Raw genomic sequence first — 17,477 nt, 5'->3', positions numbered from 1 at the left:
ACCCGTTGTCCCTGCGAAGGCCGCCATGACCGATTCCACCCCGACCCCCGACGTTCCCCTGCTCGACGCCGTGCAGGCCCGCCTGCTGGGCTGCCTGGTGGAGAAGGAAGCGACCACCCCGGACACCTATCCGCTGACGGTCAACGCCGCGCAGTCGGCCGCCAACCAGAAGACCGCCCGCGAGCCGGTGATGAACGTCGATGCCGGTAGCGTGCAGCATGCGCTGCGCCAGCTGGAGACGCTGGGCCTGGCCCGCCAGCACTTCTCCTCGCGCGCCGATCGCTACGAACACCGCCTGCAGGCCGCGCTGGACCTGACCCGGCAGCAGACCGTGCTGCTGGCGCAGCTGCTGCTGCGCGGGCCGCAGACCCTGGGCGAGCTGGTCACACGCAGCGAACGCCTGCACCGCTTCGCCGATACCGACGAAGCCCGCCACGCCATCGAGCGGCTGCAGCAGCGCGGGTTGCTGGTGGTGCTGCCGCGCGCCAGCGGCCAACGCGAAGACCGCTACATGCACCTGCTGTGCGGTGAAGTGGACGGCGCTGCGTTGGCGGCGAAGTACGCCAGCAGTGGCGGCGGTGCAGAGTCTGCCGACCCCGGCCTGGCTGAGCGTGTGGCCCAGCTGGAAGCGGCCGTGGCCGAGCTGCAGGCGCAGCTGGCGGAGCTGCGCGGCTGAAGCAGCCCGCAGGGCATGGCCCGGCACTACTGGACGTCGGCCGCACCCAAGGTAGCGAACAACCGGCTGGGTGTTTCAATGCCCGGCAGCTGGATGACCCCGCGCTCGCGCATGCCGAGACCCAGCAACACCTTCGCCGAGACGTCGTTGTCCAGATCGGTGATGCCATACAGATCCTGCAGGCCCAGCGCCGTGCGTGCGTGATTGAACACCGCCCGCGCCGCCTCGCTGGCATAGCCCTGCCCGGCGAATTCCGACAGCACCGCGTAGCCGATATCCGGTGCCGGTAGCCCCTCACGGCGTACCAGCCCGGCGTTGCCCAGCCACGCACCATCGGACAGCCGCTCGATCGCATACATGCCGAAGCCATTCAACGCATAGCTGTGCAGCACCCGCAGCGCGATGTACTCCCGCGCCTGCTCTTCGTCGCGCACGTTGCGGTCACCGATGAAACGGACGAAGCCCGGATCGTTGAGCAGCGCCAGCATCGGCACCGCATCACGGTCCGGTTCAATGGCCCGCAGCCGCAGGCGTTCGCTTTCAATGGGATGCACGCGCAGACCTCCAGCCGAAACCCCGATTCTGCCTCAACGCCCGGCTGTTGATTTTGATTTTCTTTTTTCTTTTCCGTGGCAGGACGCGCCCGGAATCTGTCAGAGGCCGGTCGGGGTGGGTTCGCGGGGGTATCCGCGCCATGGATGGCGCGGCTAAGCCCCCAGGGACGGGTTCACGGCGTCCCCCGCGAACCCACCCCGACCAGCCACACCGCGTAGCCAACGCGCGCTCCACCACGGAGGGGGGCGCCGTTGGAGCGCCTTAGTCGAACAACGCCTCGATCGCCGCCAACCCCGCCGTCGCCCGCTCCTTCTTCCGCGCCGCATCCGCCACCGGATCAGCGCCATCGCGCTGGATCTCCTCGGCCGGGATCTCCTCGAAGAAACGGCTCGGCTTCAGCCGCACGTGCTCGCCGAACTTGCGCGTCAGCTTGCTGTAGCTCATCCACAGCTGGATCTTGGCGCGGGTGATGCCCACGTACAGCAGGCGCCGCTCTTCCTGCAGATTGCCCTCGTCCAGGCTGACCTGGTGCGGCAGCACGCCGTCCTCGCAGCCGACGATGAACACGTAGGGGAATTCCAGGCCCTTGGAAGCGTGCATGGTCATCATCCGCACCTGGTTGCCCCCCTCGTCCTTGTCGCTGCGCGACAACAGCGCCAACTGGCCGGCCAGATCGGCAGCGGTGGCACCACGCGGGCCACCCTCGAACCACTGCGCCAGTTCTTCGATGTTGTTGGCGCGACGCTGGTAGCTGGCCTCTTCCTTGGCCTGCTGCCGCAGCTCGCTGAGCAGGCCCGATTCCTTGGCGACCTTGCGGATCATGTCGCCGGAGCTGATCTGCCGCGTCTGCGCGCGCAGGTCACGCAGGATGTCGGTGAAGCGCGCCAGGCTGTTGGCCGCGCGCGGTGGCAGCTGCTGCAGCGCGCCGATCGCCTCGGCGGCCTGCGCCATCGGCATGTCCTTTTCCGAGGCCAGTTCGGCCAGCTTGGCCAGGGTGCCGGCGCCGACTTCGCGCTTGGGCGACTGCACCGCACGCAGGAACGCGGTGTCGTCGTCCGGGTTCACCAGCAGCCGCAGCCAGGCCAGCGTGTCCTTCACTTCCTGGCGCTCCAGGAACATGGTGCCGCCGGTCAGGTGGTAGGGGATGCGCAGCAGCTGCATGGCCTTTTCCAGCGGACGCGACTGGAAGTTGCCGCGGAACAGGATGCAGAAATCGCTCCACGGCACGTTGCGCGTCTGCGCTACGAACGCGATCTCGGCGGCGACCTTCTCGGCCTCGTGTTCGCTGTTGCGGCACTCCCACACACGGATGCGCTCGCCGTCGGCCTGGTCGCTCCACAGCTTCTTCAGGTGTTCGTGCGGATTGTTGGCGATCAGCGCGTTGGCCGCACGCAGCACGCGGTTGGAACACCGGTAGTTCTGCTCCAGCTTGATGATTTCCAGCGCCGGGTAATCGCGCCCCATCTGCTGCAGGTTTTCCGGGTTGGCACCGCGCCAGGCGTAGATCGACTGGTCGTCATCGCCCACGCAGGTGAAGTTGCCCTTGTCACCGGCCAGCTGCTTGAGCAGGCGGTACTGCGCATCGTTGGTGTCCTGGCATTCGTCGACCAGCAGGTAGCCGATGCGCTCGCGCCAGGCCAGCGCGATCTCCGGGTTCTCTTCCAGGATCTGCACCGGCAACCGGATCAGGTCGTCGAAGTCCACTGCGTTGAACGCGCTCAGGCGCAACTGGTAGCGCTCGTAGATGCCGGCCGCTTCCTTCTCGCGGTTGCTGCGCGCAGCGGCCATCGCCTGCTCCGGCGACAGGCCGGCGTTCTTGGCGCGCGACACCAGGTTCTTCATGTCCTCGATGTCGTCCGGCTTGGCGCCGTACATCAGGTCCTTGATCTGCGCGGCCGCGTCATCGGCATCGAAGATAGAGAAACCGCGCTTGAGCCCGACGGCGGCATGCTCGATCTGCAGGAACTTCAGGCCCAGCGCATGGAAGGTGCAGATGGTCACTTCATCGGCATCCTGCTCGCGCAGGCGCTTGGCCACGCGCTCGCGCATTTCCTTGGCCGACTTGTTGGTGAAGGTGATCGCGGCGATGCGCTTGGCCGGGTAGCGGCCACAGCCGATCAGGTGGGCGATCTTTTCCACGATCACGCGCGTCTTGCCGCTGCCGGCGCCGGCGAGCACCAGCAGCGGTCCTTCGATGTGGAGGACGGCGGCAGCTTGGGGGGGATTGAGACCGTGCATTGGGGTGCGATTGTAGCGGGCGTTGGTGGCGGCCACAGCCGCCGGCCGGTGGGCTTGCTGAACGGCTTCGGCCGGCGCCGGGTGGCGTCGTACAATCGGCCGATGGCCAAGCTCTATTTCTACTATTCGGCGATGAACGCCGGCAAGACCACCACCCTGCTGCAGAGCGCGCACAACTACCGCGAGCGCGGCATGCGCGTGGCGATCCTGACCCCGCGCCTGGACGACCGTGCCGGCGCGGGCGTGGTCGCCTCGCGGATCGGCCTGCGCGCCGACGGCATGGCCTTCGAACGCGACACCGACCTGCAGCAGTGGGTCACGCAGGATCTGCAGGCCAATGGGCCGCTGGGCTGCGTGCTGGTGGACGAGGCGCAGTTCCTCAGCCGCAGCCAGGTCTGGCAGCTCAGCGAAGTGGTCGACCAGCTGCGCATCCCGGTGCTGTGCTACGGCCTGCGCACCGATTTCCGCGGCGAGTTGTTCGAGGGCAGCCAGTACCTGCTGGCCTGGGCCGACGAGATGCAGGAGATCAAGACGATCTGCCACAGTGGCAAGAAGGCGACCATGACCGTGCGCGTGGACGAACATGGCCATGCCGTGCAGGACGGCCCGCAGGTGGAGATCGGCGGCAACGAGCGCTACGTGTCGGTCAGCCGCGCCGAGTTCAAGAAGATCACCCGTGGCGAGGGGCGGATCGATCCTGCGCAGGCACCGCTGCCGCTGTAGTGCTTGGCGCTTCACGGGCCATGACGTCCTGCGGTTTACAAGGGCGCGTGGTCGGGCCTAGGCTGCGGCACTACCTGCTGCCGAACTGGATGTCCGTCATGCGCCCGGCCCTGCTGTTGCTTCCCGTGTTGTTCCTGCCCCTGTTCGCCACTGCGGCCGAGCGCCCGTCTGGTGAAGAGGACGCGGCCGTGATGGGCGCGGGTTTCATGGACAGTCATCCGGACATGATGTACCGGCAGTGGGGTGTCAACGCCCTGCGCCGCAACGACATCAACGGCGCGATGGACAACTTCCGGCTGGCCGCACGCTATGCCGACAAACCCGCGCAGGGCTACCTGGGCGAGATGTACTGGTATGGCGTTGAACAGCCGCGCAATCCCGTCATGGCCTATGCATGGATGGAAGTGGCAGCCGAGCGCGGCTACCCGCTGTTCGTGGACCTGCGCAACGAGTACTGGGCGACCCTGCCGCTGGAACAGCACGACGCCGCGCGGGCGCAGGCGAGTGCGCTGCGAGCAGAGTATGGCGACGAGGTCGCCCGCCCGCGCATGGCCGAAGTACTGAGGAAGGGGCGCCGCGAGATGACCGGCAGCCGCGTAGGCTCGATGTCCAACAATGTGGACATCGTGTACATGGACGGCGGCATATCCCGCACGATCAAGGCCGACCGCCTGTATGACCCCAAGTACTGGGATCCGAAGCAGTACGAGCGCTGGCAGGACGAGACCTGGATGAAGATCCGCCGTGGCACGGTGGAGGTGGGCGTGCCGACCCAGTCGCACGCGACCGACAGCAAGCCCTGAAACGACGATGCCGGGACTTGCCCGGCACCGCAATGCATCAGTACAGCGTGCGCTCCGGCGCACCAGCCGGCGGCGGGGTGTACTGGTACAGCCAGGTTTCGGTGAGGGTCTTGCCGCCACTGCGCAGGTACAGGCGGATGTCGATCTGCTCGCTGCTGCCCTCCGGCGGCACCAGGTCGAACATCGCGCGGTAGCCCTTGATCTCGCGCAACGGCCGCGCCGAGACGATCTCCACCCGGCCACGGCTGGTTTCGACAACTGCTTCGACATCGGCTTTGTCGATCAGGCTGGCCAGTTCGCCGCCTTCGAAGTCGACCGCAAAGCGCCACGAGAAATACTCGCGCTTCTTGCCGATCACCCCGCCCAGGCCGGTGCGGCTGGCCACGCAATGGGCCAGCGGCGTATGCGCCGGCGGCTGTGCGCCCCAGTACAGGCGGTAGCCGACCAGCAGTTCCTGGCCCGGCTGCGGCTTTTCCTTCGGGTTCCAGAAGGCCACGATGTTGTCGAAGGTTTCATCGACGGTAGGAATCTCCACCAGCTGCACCGAGCCCTCGCCCCAGTCGCCCTTCGGCTCCACCCACAGGCACGGACGCTTCTCGTAGAACACGCCGTCGTCCTGGTAATGGTCGAAGTTGCGGTCACGCTGCAGCAGGCCGAAGCCACGCGGGTTGCGGTCGACGAACATGTTGAAGCGCAGGTTGCGCGGGTTCAGCAGCGGCCGCCAGATCCATTCACCAGCGCCGGTCCACAGCGACAGGCCGTCGGTATCGTGGATCTCCGGGCGCCAGTCCCAGCCCATGCGGCGGTCGTTCTCGCCCACCTGGTACATGCTGGTGCAGGGGGCGATGCCGAGGCGCTCGATCGCCTTGCGCGGGTACAACGCGCTGTCGATGTCCATCAGCAGCACGTCGCCGTTGGTGACGGCGAAGCGGTAGGCACCGGCCACGCTGGGCGAATCCAGCAGCGCATAGACGATGATGGTGTCCGAGTCGGCCGCAGGCTGTTCCAGGTAATAGGCGATGAAGTCGGGGAATTCCTCCGGCTTGCCCATGCCGGTGTCGATGGCCAGGCCCCGCGCGGACTGGCCGTACTGGCCTTCCTTACCCACTGCGCGGAAGTAGCTGGCACCCAGGAACGCGGCGAAATCGCGGTCGGTGTCCTTGCGCGTGTTCAGCCGGAACCCGGCAAAGCCGAGGTCGGCCGGCAGCTCGCCATTCTTCAACCCGCTCTTGCCGTAGTTGAACGCGGCGCCGTCATAGGCCAGTTCCTGCGCCTTGCCGTCGACCACGTCGTACATGCGCACGGGCGAATGGAAGTACAGACCCAGGTGGAAGAACTTGGCCTGGAACTTACCCGGCTGGTCGGCCCACAGGGCGTGGTCCTGGCGATAGCCGATCGACTGGTACTGATCCCAGTCCAGCGCCTCCAGCTTGCCCGGCAGCACCCGCTTGTGGCTCTGGTAGGGCGCCTGTGCCAGCGCGCGCGCCTGGCCCTTCAGGGTGGCGAAATCGAACGGCTGCGGCTGGCCAAGCCGGCGCAGCCCAAGCTGGCCACTCCTGCTGGCCGCGCAGGCCGGCAGTGACGGCAGGCCGAAGGCGGCCAGGGCCAGGGAGGCATTGCGGATGAAGTCGCGTCGTTGCATGCAGGCGCGGGAGCAAAGGAAAGGTCGGCCATCATAGGCAGACAAACGTTAACGGGCAGCGGTGGACTCGATACCCTGTTCAGCCTGTGCCAATGCCGCAAGGCGGGCATCAAGCTCCTGCAGGGCCGGTGCCTGCGGACCGCGCTGGGCCAGCAGCAGCTGCCGTGCCTCGGCCAGCACGGTACGGGCCTGCGCGATCTGGCCGGCCTGCTGCAGGACCTGCCCCTGTGCCAGCAGCGCCTGCGGCAGCAGGGCGACGTGATCCGGTTGGCGCCAGATCGCCACCGCGCGGGCATAGTGCGCTGCCGCCGCCGAGGGGTCGCCGCTGGCGCTGGCCCACTTCCCCAGCGCGAACTCGCCGTAGCCGATCTCGCGATGGTCCGGGCCCAGGGCGCCGAGCAGCTGGGCCTGCACCTGCCGCAGTTCCTGGCCGGCCAGCGCGTGCTGGCCACGCTGCAGGGCCAGCAGCGCGCGTGCACGGCGGACCACCAGTGCCTCCGGGTGGCGCGGTCCCCATGCCTCCTGTGCCGCCTGCCAGGCCAGCTCCAGCTCGGCCGCTGCGGCCTGCGTGTCGCCCTGCCGGGCCAGCACATCGCCCAGCTGGCGATGCAGGCTGATCACCTGCGGGCTGCTGGCGTCGGCGCGTTGGCCGAGCAGGGCCAGCGCCTGCCGGTACCCCGCCAGCGCGGCCGGCAGGCGTCCGGCGGTGGCGTCCAGGGCGGCCAGATCGGCCAGTGATTCAGCACGCCCGAAGCGCTCGACCATCCCCTGGTGGCGCAGCGCAAGCGCCTGCTGGAACGAACGTCGCGCCGCATCGGCGTCACCCAGTTGGGCCTGGCAACGCCCAAGCTGGCTGTGGAACTCGGCCACCGCCGCCGGCAATGCCGCCGCCTGGCTGGCCGCCAATGCTTGCAGCGGCTGCAGGTGCGCCAGGCACTCGCGCCCTCGGCCGAGCATGCGCAGTGCACGCCCGCGCTGGGTAACCGCCTCGATCTGCAGCGCCGGCGGCACCTCGCCCACCTCCTGCAGCAGCCGGCGCTGCTGGTCCAGGGTCTGCAGCGCCAGCTGGTAGTCGCCCAGGCCGATACGCAGGCGGCCGATCACCCCTTGCAGCTCGGCCAGCGCCAGCGGCTGGTCAGCCAGTTCGGCTTCGCCCCGTTGCTGGCCGGTGGCCAGCAGCTGCGGCACGTCGAAATGGCCGTGGCGCTGGCTGGCCGCCTTGTCGAACAGGCCAACAGTGAAATCCTGCATGGCCTGCGCACGCGCCATTTCCGCCCGCGCCTGGCGCAACTGCCACAGGGCGAAGGACGTGGTCCCCAACAGGGCCAGCGCGGCCAGCCCGGCCAGCGCCACGCCCCAGCGATGGCGGCCCACGTACTTTCGCACCCGGTAACCCACGCCCGGCGGACGCGCCTGGATCGGCTGCCCCTGCAGGTAGCGGCGCAGGTCGCCGGCCAGTGCTTCGGCCGAGCTGTAGCGCTGCTGCGGGTCTTTCTGCAGGGCCTTTTCCAGCAGCACGTCCAGATCGCCACGCAGTCGCTTGGCCTGCCGCAGCAGCGCCCGTCTCGGTGCTCCCGGCTCGGCGGCCAGCCGTTGCAGCAGCGCCGAGGCACGCGGTGCCTGCACATCCAGGATCGAGCGCTCCCATTCCGCGTCACTGTGCCGGCGCAACCGATACGGCTTGTGCCCGGTGACCACCTCGAACAGCACCACGCCCAGCGAATAGACGTCGGTCAGGGTCGTCACCGCCTCGCCACGCACCTGCTCCGGCGCGGCGTAGTGCAGGGTAAACGCGCGGATTTCGGTAGCCGGATGGGCCGCGTTCGGATCGTCGTGGTCGAGCAGCTTGGCGATGCCGAAGTCGAGCAGTTTCACCGTGCCATCGGCGCGTACCAGGATGTTGGAGGGCTTCAGGTCGCGGTGCACCACCAGGTTCGCATGCGCATGGCTGACCACCGCGCAGACCTGCAGCATCAGCTGCAGCCGCGTTTCCAGCGGCGGTTGCAGGCGCCGGCAGTAGTCGCTGATCGGCTCGCCTTCCACGTAATCCAGCGCCAGGTAGGGCTGCCCATGCTGGTCCACCCCGGCGTCCAGCAGTTGTGCCAGATGCGGGTGCTGCAGGCGGGCCAGGATCTGCCGCTCGCGGCCGAAGCGCTGGCGCAGGCCCGGATCGGCGACGCCACTGCGCAGCAGCTTCAGTGCGACCTGGCGCTGGTACAGGCCATCGCAGCGCTCGGCCAGCCAGACCTCGCCCATGCCGCCTTCGCCGAGCGGGCGCAGCAGGCGATAGGGGCCGATCTCGCTTCCGGCACGGCCCGGCGATGTGGCCGTCCACAGCGGCTGGGCCATGAACTCGTGGCTGTCGGCCTCCTGCTGCAGCAGGTATTCCAGCTCGCGGCCCAGCGTCGGGTCCTGCGCGCTTACGCGCTGCAGGCGCAGCTGCCGGGCCTCTGGCGCAAGCTCCAGCAGCTGATCCAGCCAGGACGACAGTTGCTGCCAGCGGGCGGTATCCATGATGTGGGTGGCGGCGACTCAGTCGCGCATCGCGGCCAGCAGGAACAGCCGCGCTTTCTGCCAGTCACGGCGGATGCTGCGTTCCGAGCGCTGGCTCAACTCGGCGATCTCCAGCTCGGACAAGCCCGCGAAATAACGCAGCTCCACGACCTTGGCCAGGTGCGCATCGACGGCCTGCAGGCGCTCCAACGCAACATCGAGAGCCAGCAGGTCCTCGTCCAGGCGCACGCCGCTGCTGCTGTTCTCGGGAATCTCGGCCACCCGCTTGAGATCGCCCCCGCGCTTGCGCGCCAAGCGGTTGCGCGCGTAATCGACGACCACGCTGCGCATCGCCGACGCTGCATAGGCGAAGAAGTGCGCACGGTCCTCGAAGCGTGCCGCACCGCGGCTGCCCAGCAGTTTCAGGTAGGACTCGTGGACCAGCGAGGTCGCGTCCAGGGTGCGTCCCTGCTGCCCGGCCAGCTGCCGCCGCGCCATGCTGTGCAGTTCCTGGTACAGGGTGGTCAGCACGCGGTCGAGCGCGGCACGGTCGCCACCGCGCGCAGCATCCAGCCAGACGGTGATATCCGGGCCTTCGTCCATCGCCAACGCTCCCCCGCAGCGGATGTCGGCTGGACTATAGCGCTGCGCGTGTGCAGCGCATGAAGACGTTCAGCGCTGGCAGCGACTGCACCACACGCTTGACCGCTGGCCGATCATGGCGTGCTTGAGCGGGCGGCCGCAGCCGGGGCACGGCAGGCCATCGCGGCCATAGACCAGCAGCTCCTGCTCGAAGTAGCCCGGCGCGCCGTCGGGGCTGATGAAATCGCGCAGGGTGGTGCCGCCGCGGGTGATGGCGTAGTCCAGCGTTTCCTTCACTGCCGTGGCCAGCCGCCGATAGCGCTCGCGGGTGACCTTGCCGGCCTCGCGCAGCGGGCTGATCCCCGCCTTGTACAGGCTCTCGGCGGCATAGATGTTGCCCACCCCGACCACCACCGCCTGGTCCATCAGGAAGGTCTTCACCGGCGCGCTGCGGCCGCGGCTGCGGGCGAACAGGTAGTCGCCGTCGAAGGCGTCGTCCAGCGGCTCCGGGCCCAGCCCCTGCAGCAGCGGGTGGATCTCGCCAGCCGGCTGCCAGAGCAGGCTGCCGAAGCGGCGCGGGTCGTTGAAACGCAGCAGGCGGCCGTTGTCCAGGCTGATGTCCACATGGTCATGCGCGCGCAACGGGGTGTCGCCGGGCAGCACGCGCAGGCTGCCGGACATGCCCAGGTGCAGCACGGCGCTGCCGATGGCGGTATCCAGCAGCAGGTACTTGGCGCGGCGGCGCACCTCTTCGATGCGCTGGCCGGGCAGCAGCTCGGCCACTTCCGGCGGGATCGGCCAACGCAGGTCGGCACGGCGCAGGATCACGCCATGGACGCGGCGGCCTTCCAGATGCGGCGCCAGGCCGCGGCGGGTGGTTTCTACTTCGGGCAGTTCAGGCATGGGACGATTCTATGCCCTCCTGCCCTGCGGGCAGCGCGGCCATCACTGCCTGGGTGCAACGCACCCCGGCGGCGTGCCGCCATCAGGCCTGCTGGCCCACTTCGGCCGAGGCCGCGTCGGTGGCCTCTGGCGGCGGCGCCACGGTCGCCGCCGGGGTGCCGTCCGGGAACAGGGTCGGCAGTGTGGCGGCGAAGCTGGCCACGCACGCTTCGGCGTAGCGCTCGGCAGTCTGCCGGGCCAACGCGTAGTCATCGGCCTGCCACGCTTCCAGCGACGCCGAGACCGGTTCGGCAATGCGGCAATGCGCGCCTTCGCCACCGGTCAGGCGCATGGTCGGCAGCTTGCGTCGGTATGGAAAGCCCAGGTCCACGTTCTGGCGCAGTTCGTATTCGGTCCCGGCATTGCCGAGCTCCTTGTAGATCAGGGTGAAGTCCCCCACGGTGACCTGCACCGGCCGCGACTGCTCGGGGATGGCGCCGGGATGGGCGCTGAAGTAGGCCGCCAAGGCCGCACGTGCCTGCTGCTCCATCGAACTGAAGGCCGGGTTCGGCACGGTGTCCACACGGGTACCTTTCAGCTGGTCCTTCCTGAAACCGCTGCCGCCTATGACACCGGCGAACAGCGATACGGCAGCCTGTGCTGCGATGACCTTGCCGGTGGTGGAACGCTGCACCAGACGCAGCGTCCGGTCGCCGATCGGCTGGCCATCGGCATTGGTCTCCAGTTTGGTACTGGTCGGAACCCGATGTTCCCAGGCAGGTGCTGCCGGTGCGGTATCCGAGGCCTGCTGCGGTTCGGCGTCGGCCGCCACGGCTATAGCCGGCTCGTCGGCCAGTGCCGGTGCAGCCCAGGCGACGCCGCCAAGCAGAATGGCGGTGAGAAGGGTAGGTTTGGCATTCATTGGGGGGGTCTTGGGCATCGGTCAGGTCAGTGCGGGCGATCCCAACGCGCAGCGATCATCGCAACGGCACTGCTCCAACCTCCATGTCCCCACAACCGCGTTCCATCACGGTCGACATGCCAAGCCCGCACTGTCTCTGCTGATCGACCGGTACGCCGGGTTCGAGTCGTAGAGACCATCGGCAGCGCGCCGACGAACTTTAGCCGGGCACGCTACGACTGGCGCCGCTCAGCGCGGCGGTGCAGCCAGTTCCCGTGCATCCAGGAATCCGTCACCGTTGGCGTCCTGCTTGTGGAAGCGCTGCACGATCACCTGCCGCTGCTGTTCGCGGGTGATGGCCCTGCCTTTGCCACCGGGCAGCTCGTCGGCGGTCAGCACGCCATCGCCGTTGCGGTCCATGCGATCGAAGGCATACAGCATCCACTGCAGGTACTCGGCTTCACTGACCTTGCCGTCGCCATCGCTGTCCATGCGCTGCAGGTAACTGGCAGTGTCGCTGACCTGGGCCTGCACGGCAGGTGCGCACACGGCGGCCAGCAGCAATGCCGTCAGCGCAGCCCTCATCCGCCCACCAGGGTGTAGCCCTTCAGTCGCGCGGCATAGGCCTGCAGCGCGGCGATGCCGCTTTCCTCGGCCTCGCGGCACCAGGCCTGCAGTTGACGCAGGCGCTCGGCGGCATCGTGGCCGCGTGCTTCCAGCAGCGTTGCCAGGCGCGCGCGATATTCCACCAGGGTGCGGATGCGCGGGCGCTGGGCGACCCATTCGCTGAGCTGGGCGCGGCTGTCCGGCTTCAACCAGCGGCCGTCGTTGACCAGGCCGCGACGCAGCCGGCGCGGCAGCAACCGGCGCAGCTTGGCACCCGCGTGTCGTGCTTCCTCGCGCAATGCCGGCATGAACACGTTGCGCTGGTAGTCGGTCATCGCCTGGAAGCGATGCGACAGCAGTGCCTTCAGGGTATCGGCGTCGGGCACGGCGATGTTCGGGCGCACGTCCATGGCCGGCGCGACACGCAGGACCTTGGCCAGGCGCAATGCCTGCAGCAGGCGGATCGCACTCCAGCCGATGTCGAATTCCCAGCGCCGCATCGCAAAGCGCGCCGAACTGGGGAACGCATGGTGGTTGTTGTGCAGTTCCTCGCCACCAATCCAGAACGCCCACGGCGTCAGGTTGGTGGAGGTGTCGGCCGACTCGTAGTTGCGGTAGCCCCACCAGTGGCCCAGGCCATTGACCACGCCAGCGGCCCAGAACGGGATCCAGGCCATCTGGATCGCCCACAGGGCGATGCCCGGCAGGCCGAACAGCACCGTGTTGATCGCAAACAGCAGCACCGGGCCGAACGTGGCATAGGGGGTGTACAGGCGGCGCTCGATCGCGTCGTCCGGCGTGCCGCGACCGTACTGTTCGATGTCCGCGCGCATGCCGCGCGCTTCGCGGTAGAGTTCCACGCCGCGCCAGAACACCTGGCCGATGCCACGGGTGACCGGGCTGTGCGGGTCGTCCTCGGTTTCCACCTTGGCGTGGTGCTTGCGATGGATCGCCACCCACTCCTTGGTGATCATCGAGGTGGTCAGCCAGGTCCAGAAGCGGAAGAAGTGCGCGACCACCGGGTGGAAGTCCACGCCCCGATGCGCCTGGCTGCGGTGCAGGTAGAGGGTGACCGAGAAGATCGTGAGCTGGGTGAAGACCAGCAGCACCAGGGCCAGCTGCCACCAGCCCAGGCCCAGCACGCCACCGGTCAGCAGGGACATCAGGGCATCAGGCATGGCGGCTCTCCAGAGCGACACAGGTATGGAAGACATCATGGGCGCTTGCGTTGCAAACTGCACCTTGCACCGCTGGATTGGCAGCGCCATTCCGTGGCTTCGTTCACAGTTGGGGACCCGTGTTGTCGAGCCTTGATCCGCGCACCCGCGCCACACCCCCTGCCCCGCCCGCCGGGGACCTGCCGCCCTTGATCGAACTGGACCGCGCCAGCGTGATGCGCGGCCAGGTGAAGGTCCTGCACGCGCTGAGCCTGCGCATCGCCCAGGGCCAGCACACCGCGCTGCTCGGTCCCAATGGCTGTGGCAAGTCCACCTTCATCAAGCTGATCACCCGCGAGCTGTACCCGCTGGCACAGGCCGACGGCACGGTGGCGGTGAAAGTGCTGGGGCAGAGCCGCTGGCAGGTCGACAGGCTGCGTTCGCAGCTGGGCATCGTCACCGGCGACCTCAGCAGCAACCTGGCCGACATGCCTGGGCTGACGGTGGAGCAGGCGGTGCTGTCGGGGTTCTTCGCCAGTTACGTGGTGCCGGCCTTCCGCGAGGTCACCGCGGACATGCGCATCCGGGTCGGCGAGACCCTGGCGATGACCGGCGCATCGGCCCTGCGTGAACGTGCCTATGCCGAGTTGTCGGCCGGCGAGACCCGCCGCGTGCTGATCGCCCGCGCACTGGTCAATCGACCACAGGCGCTGCTGCTGGATGAACCCTCCACCGGGCTGGACCTGGTGGCCCGCCAGCAGTTGATCGCCACCATGCGCGTGCTTGCGCAGCAGGGCATCACCCTGGTGCTGGTCACCCACCACATCGAGGAAGTGATTCCCGAGATCGAGCGCGTGGTGCTGCTGCGCGACGGTCGCGTGCTGGCCGATGGGGCGCGCGCCGAGCTGCTGCGCGACGAACCGTTGTCAGCCGTGTTCGGCGGCTCAATCACGGTGCTGGAACAGGAAGGGCGGCTGACCGCGTACGCGGAGTGACAGCGCATCGGTGGCGGGCCGGATGTCCGGCCCGCCACACGCTGCTTCAAAACCGCAATGCCAGCGCGCGTGACTCGATCGGTGCCATCCGGCTCTGGTCCTGCAGCTGCAGGTCGCGCAGTTCATAGGGCGCACCGAAGCCGGCAGGCAGCGCAGCCTGGTCGAAAGGCAGCACCAGCGCGCCGCGACCCGGGCCATCGAACCACGCTGCGGCATGGGCCTGCGCCACCGGCTGCAACTGGCCGTTGGCTGCGGTGGCATACAGGGTGCCGCGCGCCTCGTAGCGGCCGGCAGCGGCCACCTGCAGCGGCAGGCTGACCTGGCGGCTGGCCGGATCGGGCGTGGCCTGGCCGACGAAGCGGGCGGTCGGTCTGGCCACCGCGAAGGCGACCTTGCCGTCGCGCAGTACGCCGTCGGCCTGGGCGAACACCTGCAGCTCCCACAGGCCCTGTGCGTTGCTGGCCTCGGCCGGAATCCTCACCTGTGCACGCAGGCTGCCATCGGTGGTACGCAGCAGCCGCTGCGGCCAGCTGCGGCCATCGGGTGCAACCAGCAGCGCTTCACCGCCGAGGCTGCCGCGCCGTGCACGCAACGTCGCTGCGCTGGCACCGTCTTCCAGCAGACGCGCCTGCAGCTGCACGTTGCCACCGGCCAGCACCTGCGCCTGGCTGGCCTGCACTTCCAACCGCAGCGGGCTGTTGGGCTCCAGTACCTGCACCACGTAGCGGCCCTGTGCCTGCGCGCTCTGCAGGCGGTAAGCGCCAGCTGCGCTGGCAGTACCGGTACGCAGCATGCTGCTGCCATCGTTGACCGGCATGCCCGCATCCTGCAGCTGGCGTGCATCGACACTGCGCGCGACGCTGCTGCGCCCCGCCGGATCACGTACCTGCAGCGCGCTGGCCGGCAGCGCGCGGGCGCCCGGTGCCGGGCTGAGCTGGATCACCGCATCGGGTGCGCTCAGCGGCAGTTCCAGGCCGCGCTGCAGCTCGGCACCGTCGACCTGCTGCCAGTAGCTGCGGCTGATGGCGGCCTGGGGGCCCGGGGCCTGCAGTGGTTGCGTCGGGTCCAGCGCCCAGGCGAAGGCCAGCGGCGCGTGCTCGCTTTCATCGGCCGGCAGCGGCGCGGCAACCAAGCCAGCGGGAATCTGGTCGCCAGCGGCGACGCGCAGCGGCTGCGCGGCCTGCGCCGATGCGCTGGAAAGGACTGCCAGCACGGCGGTAGCCAGCAAGGTGGAATGGATCGTCATGGTCATCTCCCTCACTGGGTCAGGTCGTTGCGCAGGATGCTGCCGAGGCCGAAGCACTCGCGGCGGCTCTGGTTGTGGCTGAGCGGCTCGGCGCCCTGGGTGCGCGCCTTGTCGGTGAACCACAGGGTGCCGGCCGCCTTCTGGCTGCTGCATTCAAGGAAACCGTCCGAGCACGACGACAGCCAGTTCTGGGTGAACTCCAGGCCGACGTTGGCGGCGTAGCCACCGCAGTAGCTGTTGCTGTCCCACACCGCCGATTCGACATCGCTGCCAACCACTGCGCGGAACGGCTTGGGCAGGGCCGGGCGGCCGGCGGTGCCGTACAGGTTCTGCGCGTTGTAGGTGGCCATGTGTCCCACCTGCTGCATGCGCACCGCGTCGCTCTTGTAGCCCAGCAGCCAGCCCAGCGAGGTTTCGAACGTGTTGCCGTTGAGCACGGCGTCGGCCAGCGGCGTACCTGCCGACGAGGGCGCCAGCGCAGTGACCTTGCGCACCCGGTTGATGATCTTCGGGTAGCGACTGTCGTAGGTGGGGTTGGACAGGATCCAGCGCATCACGTTGCCGCCGTTGGAATGGGTGATGACTACCAGCTGGGTGATGCCACGGCTGTCGATGAAGCTGGTGAGCTGGTTGGCCAGGCAACCGGCCGCTTCCGGCTTCCACATGTACTGGGTGAAGTCGCAGTTGATGACCACATAGTTGCTGCTGTTCGGCAGGCCCTGGCGGACGGTGTCGATGATCGCCGGCTGCCAGTAATCCTGTGTGGCATTGGTCTGCGCGCCGGTGCCGTGCACGAAGGCGACGCCGTAGACCTCGGCGGCCTGCGCCGGGGCGGTCGCCAACGCGAGAACGACGGCCAGAACGGTACTTCCTGTTGCGGTGCTGCGCATCGCTTCTCTCCCTTTCAGCGGATCCCCCCGGCCCGGCTGTGAGCTGATGCTCATGGCGGCAGCGTGTGAAAGTCCGTGCGCTGCGCCCGGATTCAGGAGATTGCCGACACTTGATGACGGTTTTCACCGCCCAGCGGCGGACCATGCCGGGTCTGGCCGTATGACCGATGGACGCTGCGGCCGACAATCGAGGCTGCGATCATGGCCGGCGAGTTCCCTTCCCGAGTCTGCCCATGTCGTCGATCCTTTCCCCTGCCCGTCCGCTGCTCGGCTTGGCCATCGCGCTGTCGTTGGCCGGCTGTGCCGCCACCACCAGCAAGCCGACCGCCGTCGAAGCCAACATCACCACCAAGGCCGTGGGCTACCTGGACAAGACCGCAGTGCCGGCCAGCATCGATCTCGTGCCGGCACCACCGGCGGCCGGCTCGGCTGCCTTCGCACTGGATGAGCAGGTCAGCCGCGAGGCACGTGCGCTGCGCGGCAGCCCGCGCTTCGCCCAGGCAAGTGTCGATGCCGAACTCGGCTTCCCGGAAGGCGCCAACCACTTTTCCTGCGCCGCCGACATCGACGTCGATGCAGTGAAGACCCCGGCCCTGTACCGCCTGCTGGAGCGCAGCCGCATCGACGCCAGTGCTGCCACCAAGGCCGCCAAGAACAAGTACCAGCGCCCGCGTCCTTTCATGGTCAACGGCGAGCCGACCTGCTCGCCGAAGGATGAGGAGGGCCTGCGCAGCAACGGCTCCTACCCGTCCGGCCACACCTCGATCGGCTGGGCATGGGCATTGATCCTGTCGGAGATCGCACCGGACCGCGCCGATGCCATCCAGGCCCGTGGCCGCAACTACGGCGAGAGCCGCCTGGTGTGCAACGTGCACTGGCAGAGCGACATCCTCGAAGGCCGCTTCATGGGCGCAACCGCCGTTGCCCGCCTGCATGACAACGCCGCGTTCAACAAGGATCTGCTGGCCGCACGCAAGGAAATCGCTGCCGCGCGCAAGGCCGGCCTGCATTCCAGCCGTGATTGCACCACCGAAAACGCGGTGCTGAAGGTGCGCCCGCAGAGCGCGCTGTAAGCGCGCGCCGGATTG

16 protein-coding genes are annotated in these 17,477 nt (G+C 68.4%); 5 read left to right on the top strand and 11 right to left on the bottom strand.

Translation table 11 applies throughout. The annotated features are described in order from the left end of the window. Positions 1 to 25: 25 nt before the first annotated feature. A complete protein-coding gene (locus tag AC1DKR_RS06855; RefSeq protein WP_478031954.1) occupies positions 26 to 676 on the top strand; it encodes a YceH family protein in 651 nt (216 codons plus the stop codon). Between the two features lie 26 nt (positions 677 to 702). Here AC1DKR_RS06855 and AC1DKR_RS06850 read toward each other — a convergent pair whose 3' ends face one another. Next, positions 703 to 1,230: a GNAT family N-acetyltransferase gene (locus AC1DKR_RS06850; protein ID WP_478031952.1), complete on the bottom strand. Its 528-nt coding sequence runs from the start codon at positions 1,228 to 1,230 to the stop codon at positions 703 to 705. Between the two features lie 262 nt (positions 1,231 to 1,492). Continuing rightward, entirely contained in the window at positions 1,493 to 3,469 is a 1,977-nt protein-coding gene (locus AC1DKR_RS06845) for a UvrD-helicase domain-containing protein (RefSeq protein WP_025875440.1), read from the bottom strand. Between the two features lie 102 nt (positions 3,470 to 3,571). Here AC1DKR_RS06845 and AC1DKR_RS06840 point away from each other — a divergent pair, with 102 nt between their 5' ends. Both AC1DKR_RS06840 and AC1DKR_RS06835 read left to right on the top strand, forming a co-directional pair. Continuing rightward, positions 3,572 to 4,192: a thymidine kinase gene (locus AC1DKR_RS06840; protein WP_099819678.1), complete on the top strand. Its 621-nt coding sequence runs from the start codon at positions 3,572 to 3,574 to the stop codon at positions 4,190 to 4,192. Between the two features lie 98 nt (positions 4,193 to 4,290). Further along, positions 4,291 to 4,995, top strand: coding sequence for an SEL1-like repeat protein (locus AC1DKR_RS06835; protein WP_312112400.1), 705 nt, complete (start codon positions 4,291 to 4,293; stop codon positions 4,993 to 4,995). A gap of 37 nt (positions 4,996 to 5,032) precedes the next feature. Here the strand turns inward: AC1DKR_RS06835 and AC1DKR_RS06830 are convergent, their stop codons facing one another. From AC1DKR_RS06830 to AC1DKR_RS06800, 7 genes are all read right to left on the bottom strand, one after another. Further along, complete coding sequence (locus AC1DKR_RS06830) at positions 5,033 to 6,637, bottom strand: OpgD/OpgG family glucan biosynthesis protein (RefSeq protein WP_478031944.1); 1,605 nt, start codon at positions 6,635 to 6,637, stop codon at positions 5,033 to 5,035. Between the two features lie 48 nt (positions 6,638 to 6,685). After that, positions 6,686 to 9,151 (bottom strand): serine/threonine-protein kinase, encoded by a 2,466-nt coding sequence (locus tag AC1DKR_RS06825; protein ID WP_478031942.1) that lies wholly within the window; start codon positions 9,149 to 9,151, stop codon positions 6,686 to 6,688. Between the two features lie 18 nt (positions 9,152 to 9,169). Further along, a complete protein-coding gene (locus AC1DKR_RS06820) occupies positions 9,170 to 9,733 on the bottom strand; it encodes an ECF-type sigma factor (RefSeq protein ID WP_478031938.1) in 564 nt (187 codons plus the stop codon). 69 nt (positions 9,734 to 9,802) lie between these two features. After that, positions 9,803 to 10,615 carry a bifunctional DNA-formamidopyrimidine glycosylase/DNA-(apurinic or apyrimidinic site) lyase gene (gene mutM / locus AC1DKR_RS06815; protein WP_478031936.1) on the bottom strand — a complete coding sequence of 271 codons (813 nt, stop codon included), beginning with the start codon at positions 10,613 to 10,615 and terminating at the stop codon, positions 9,803 to 9,805. 82 nt (positions 10,616 to 10,697) lie between these two features. Next, positions 10,698 to 11,516: a hypothetical protein gene (locus AC1DKR_RS06810; RefSeq protein ID WP_478031934.1), complete on the bottom strand. Its 819-nt coding sequence runs from the start codon at positions 11,514 to 11,516 to the stop codon at positions 10,698 to 10,700. 228 nt (positions 11,517 to 11,744) lie between these two features. Further along, entirely contained in the window at positions 11,745 to 12,080 is a 336-nt protein-coding gene (locus AC1DKR_RS06805) for an EF-hand domain-containing protein (protein WP_025875455.1), read from the bottom strand. Next, positions 12,077 to 13,279, bottom strand: a complete 1,203-nt coding sequence (locus AC1DKR_RS06800; RefSeq protein ID WP_191078303.1) for a DesA family fatty acid desaturase — start codon at positions 13,277 to 13,279, stop codon at positions 12,077 to 12,079. Before AC1DKR_RS06800 ends, AC1DKR_RS06805 begins: the two co-directional genes overlap by 4 nt. Positions 13,280 to 13,458: 179 nt before the next feature. Between AC1DKR_RS06800 and AC1DKR_RS06795 the strand changes: the two genes are divergently transcribed. Next, a complete protein-coding gene (locus AC1DKR_RS06795) occupies positions 13,459 to 14,253 on the top strand; it encodes an ABC transporter ATP-binding protein (RefSeq protein WP_363734361.1) in 795 nt (264 codons plus the stop codon). A 46-nt stretch (positions 14,254 to 14,299) separates the two neighbouring features. Here the strand turns inward: AC1DKR_RS06795 and AC1DKR_RS06790 are convergent, their stop codons facing one another. Continuing rightward, positions 14,300 to 15,499: a DUF4785 domain-containing protein gene (locus AC1DKR_RS06790; protein WP_478031931.1), complete on the bottom strand. Its 1,200-nt coding sequence runs from the start codon at positions 15,497 to 15,499 to the stop codon at positions 14,300 to 14,302. Between the two features lie 11 nt (positions 15,500 to 15,510). Continuing rightward, complete coding sequence (locus tag AC1DKR_RS06785) at positions 15,511 to 16,389, bottom strand: hypothetical protein (protein ID WP_478031929.1); 879 nt, start codon at positions 16,387 to 16,389, stop codon at positions 15,511 to 15,513. A 233-nt stretch (positions 16,390 to 16,622) separates the two neighbouring features. Between AC1DKR_RS06785 and AC1DKR_RS06780 the strand changes: the two genes are divergently transcribed. Next, positions 16,623 to 17,462, top strand: coding sequence for an acid phosphatase (locus AC1DKR_RS06780; protein ID WP_478031927.1), 840 nt, complete (start codon positions 16,623 to 16,625; stop codon positions 17,460 to 17,462). The last annotated feature ends 15 nt before the right edge of the window (positions 17,463 to 17,477 follow it).

This window comes from Stenotrophomonas sp. 01N47, assembly GCF_056399165.1.
Note: the sequence above shows the minus strand (reverse complement) of the source record. Positions and strands in the feature narration are given on the sequence as shown.